The sequence below is a fragment of the Thiobacillus sp. genome (assembly GCF_024708915.1).
This window is the reverse complement of the sequence record NZ_JANJXQ010000247.1, coordinates 1-3,142: the sequence shown is the minus strand read 5'-3', so window position 1 is coordinate 3,142 and position 3,142 is coordinate 1. Positions and strand designations below refer to the sequence as shown.

Below are 3,142 nucleotides of genomic sequence, written 5' to 3'. Positions count from 1 at the left end.
AGACGTTTCATGCAAAGCTCCTTGGGAAGAATGAACAACGGGTTAGTTGCCGGTGGCGGCAATGCGGAATTTCACCTTGACTTCGTTGGCGACAGTGGCGACGTCGGCCCACATGCCTTCGCCGATGCCGAAGTCCAGGCGCTTGAGAACGAACGTGCCGTCGAACGTGGCGGCCGCCTTGCCTGGCACGAACGTCACCGGCACGGCCAGCTCGCGGCTTCTGCCCTTGAGCGTGAGCGTGCCGCGCATTTCGTAACGGTTGCCGCCCAGCGGGCGAATCTGGCTGGAGACGAAAGTCGCTTTCGGATAGGCGCTGCGGTTGAACCACAGCTTGCCGGCGGATTCGTCGTCGGCCTCGGGCGAACCGGCGTCGATGCTGGCCAGGTCGATTTCGATCTTCGCGCTGGCGGCTTCGGGCCTGGCCGGATCGAAAGCCATCAGCGCCGCGAAGCGCTTGAAGCCGCCCTGCACCGGCACGCCCATCTGGCGGAATTCGAAGCCGATGCTGCTCTGCTTCGGCAAGACCGTATGGTATTCCACCGCATGCGCCGCCGGCGCGACGAGCGCCGCAAGCAACGTGAACAAGGCTGGATTCGTCCAGATGCGTTTCATGTGCACTCCTGTTTATTCCAGCCCATGCGCTGCAGGAAAGGCCGGCGTTCGATGAAATGGTGCTGCAGGGCCGCGCCCACGTGCATGATGACCAGGGCCAGCAAGGTGAAGTTCAGGGCTTGGTGCACCCCGGCGAGCAGGTCGCCCAGCTCGCGATTCTTTTCGACCAGATCGGGCAGCGGCAGCACGCCGAACCATACGGTCTGAAAGCCTTTGGCCGAACTCATCAACCAGCCCGACAGCGGAATCGCGATCATCAATACGTACAGCAGGCCATGCACAGCCTGACTTGCCCGGCGCTGCCAGGCAGCCATGTCGCTCGGCAAGGGCGGCGGCGTATGCGTCAGCCGCCACGTCACGCGCAACGCCACCAGCATCAACAGCGTGATACCGATCCATTTGTGATAGCTGTAGAGCTTGAGCTTGCCGGGCGACAGCGGCAGTTCGTGCATGTACACGCCAAGTGGAAACGCCACAAAAATCAGCAGTGCCACCAGCCAGTGCAGGACGATGGCCGGGGTCGAATAACGCATTCCGGCGGTCATGTCGCCTCCTTGCTGAAAGCCTGTTTCAGTACACGCAAGGCGGTTTGTACACGCTTGTGTTCGGCCGCGCTCGTTCCGGCAAAACACGCCCCCAGATGCGCCATGTGCGCCGGAAAGATCCTGGCGAACAAGGTTTCCCCCGCCGGGGTCAGACGAATGATCTGGCAGCGGCGGTCGCTGTCGTGCGCAACGCGCTCCACCCAGCCATGATCGACCAGGCGGTCAACCACGCCGGTGAGCGTGCCCTTGGTGATGAGGGTTTTTTCGCCGAGCTCGGTGGCGGTCATCCCGGCGGTGTTGCCGAGCGTGGCGACGATGTCGAACTGCGGCGGCGTCAGGCCCTGCGCGCGGATGTCCGCGGCGGAATACGCTTCGAATGCCTGATAGCACTGCACCAGGGCTTGCACGGTCGGCATGTATTCGGCTTGCGGTTTCATCTGACGCCCATTTAGTTCTAACTAGAACCAAATTTAGTTCTAATTAGAACCAATGTCAAGCTTTTTATGAAATCCGATCCCGCGCTGCCGGATCGAAACCGGCCACATCGTCAGCCTTGCAATCCGACCGACGCCATGAATGCGACCGCTCTTCCCCTCCGTCGCCCATGCTGTATGCGGTGGCGACCCGGCCCGCATGCGGTGGACGAACGGTGCACTGCCTGCTGCCGAGCGCGTACGGGAATGGAATATCGGGGGCTTGAAAGGGCGCCATCCATGGCGCAGAGGAGATGCGCCGGCCTGCTCTTACTGGCTGGCCCGGCGCAGAACAATGACTCAGGGCGTGTTCCAGCGCGCCACAGCCGCATCGTCACTGGCGCGCGCATCCACCCAGCGCTCGCCTTCGGGGGTATCTTCCTTCTTCCAGAACGGCGCCTGCGTTTTCAGATAATCCATGATGAATTCGCAGGCGGCGAAGGCTTCGCCACGGTGCTGGCTGGCCACCGCCACCAGCACGATGGGATCGCCCGGCAGCAGGCGGCCGATGCGGTGGATCACCGTCACGTCGAGCAGCGTCCAGCGCGACTTCGCCTCGTCGACCAGGGCTGCCAGCGTCTTCTCGGTCATGCCCGGATAGTGCTCCAGCGTCATCGCCTGCACGCCGCTACCCTCGTTGCGGTCGCGCGCCAGGCCGACGAAACTGGCGATGGCGCCGATATCGGTGCGGCCGCGGCTCATCGCGTCAACTTCGGCGCCGAGGTCGAAAGTCTCGCGCTGGATAACAATCTTCACGCCACTAGCCTCCGGTCACCGGCGGGAAAATCGCGACTTCGGCGTGTTCCGGCAAGCGCGCATCGAGCGCGACCAAGTTCTGGTTGACCGCCACCCGGAACGCCCTGCCCGCCGCCAGTTCCTCCGCCCACACGTCGCCGCGCGACTGCAGGTGCACCACCAGATCGGCCGCTGTGGCACCGCTGAAATCCATGGCTTCCTCGGCCACGCCGAAGCGCTCGCGCAGGCGGGCGAAATACAGTACACGCAGTTTCATGTCAGCAACTCCGAAAAAGGAATGAAGCGCACCCAGTCGCCCGGCTGCACGGTCTGGCCGATGGCAAGGTCGACCAGCCCATCGGCCCAGGTGCACGAGGTCAGCACCCCCGAGCCCTGGTTCGGGAACAGCGCCAGCTTGCCGTTCGGCTGAAGCTGCACGCGCAGGAATTCGCGCCGCTCGCCCGGCTTGCTCCAGGCGAAATCCGCCGGCACGGCGAACGCGCGGTACAGCACGTCTGCCGCGCCCATGCGCTTGAGCAGAAACGGCCGCACGAACAGGCAGAAGGTGACGAAGGCCGACACCGGATTGCCGGGCAGGCCGATGAAATCGGCGTCGTTCACCCGCCCGTAGACGATCGGCTTGCCGGGCTTCATCGCCACTTTCCACATCTCGACCCGGCCGAGTTTCTCGACTGCGGCTTTCACGAAATCGGCCTCGCCCACCGAGACCCCGCCGCTGGTGATGACGACGTCGGCAACGCTGGCGGCGCCGGCCAG

6 protein-coding genes are annotated in these 3,142 nt (G+C 63.9%); all 6 read right to left on the bottom strand.

From position 1 onward, the window contains the following. Nucleotides 1-42: 42 nt before the first annotated feature. Nucleotides 43-612: a YceI family protein gene (locus Q0L94_RS16875; RefSeq protein WP_296755633.1), complete on the bottom strand. Its 570-nt coding sequence runs from the start codon at nt 610-612 to the stop codon at nt 43-45. Next, nucleotides 609-1,157, bottom strand: coding sequence for a cytochrome b (locus Q0L94_RS16870; RefSeq protein WP_296755630.1), 549 nt, complete (start codon nt 1,155-1,157; stop codon nt 609-611). Before Q0L94_RS16870 ends, Q0L94_RS16875 begins: the two co-directional genes overlap by 4 nt. After that, the gene (locus Q0L94_RS16865; protein ID WP_296755596.1) at nt 1,154-1,594 is read right to left on the bottom strand and encodes a MarR family transcriptional regulator; all 441 of its coding nucleotides are present in this window, start codon (nt 1,592-1,594) and stop codon (nt 1,154-1,156) included. Before Q0L94_RS16865 ends, Q0L94_RS16870 begins: the two co-directional genes overlap by 4 nt. 336 nt (nt 1,595-1,930) lie before the next feature. Further along, complete coding sequence (gene moaE / locus Q0L94_RS16860; RefSeq protein WP_296755594.1) at nt 1,931-2,386, bottom strand: molybdopterin synthase catalytic subunit MoaE; 456 nt, start codon at nt 2,384-2,386, stop codon at nt 1,931-1,933. A gap of 4 nt (nt 2,387-2,390) precedes the next feature. Continuing rightward, entirely contained in the window at nt 2,391-2,642 is a 252-nt protein-coding gene (gene moaD / locus Q0L94_RS16855; protein WP_296755591.1) for a molybdopterin converting factor subunit 1, read from the bottom strand. After that, nucleotides 2,639-3,142 (bottom strand): molybdopterin-binding protein (locus Q0L94_RS16850; RefSeq protein WP_296755590.1); only part of this gene is annotated, 504 nt, incomplete at its 5' end. The genes Q0L94_RS16850 and moaD, both read right to left, overlap by 4 nt.

Coding starts and splice junctions, on each gene's coding strand:
- Q0L94_RS16865 (WP_296755596.1), bottom strand. CDS start 1,594: ATGAAACCGCAAGCCGAATACATGCCGACCGTGCAAGCCCTGGTGCAG.
- moaD (WP_296755591.1), bottom strand. CDS start 2,642: ATGAAACTGCGTGTACTGTATTTCGCCCGCCTGCGCGAGCGCTTCGGC.
- Q0L94_RS16870 (WP_296755630.1), bottom strand. CDS start 1,157: ATGACCGCCGGAATGCGTTATTCGACCCCGGCCATCGTCCTGCACTGG.
- Q0L94_RS16875 (WP_296755633.1), bottom strand. CDS start 612: ATGAAACGCATCTGGACGAATCCAGCCTTGTTCACGTTGCTTGCGGCG.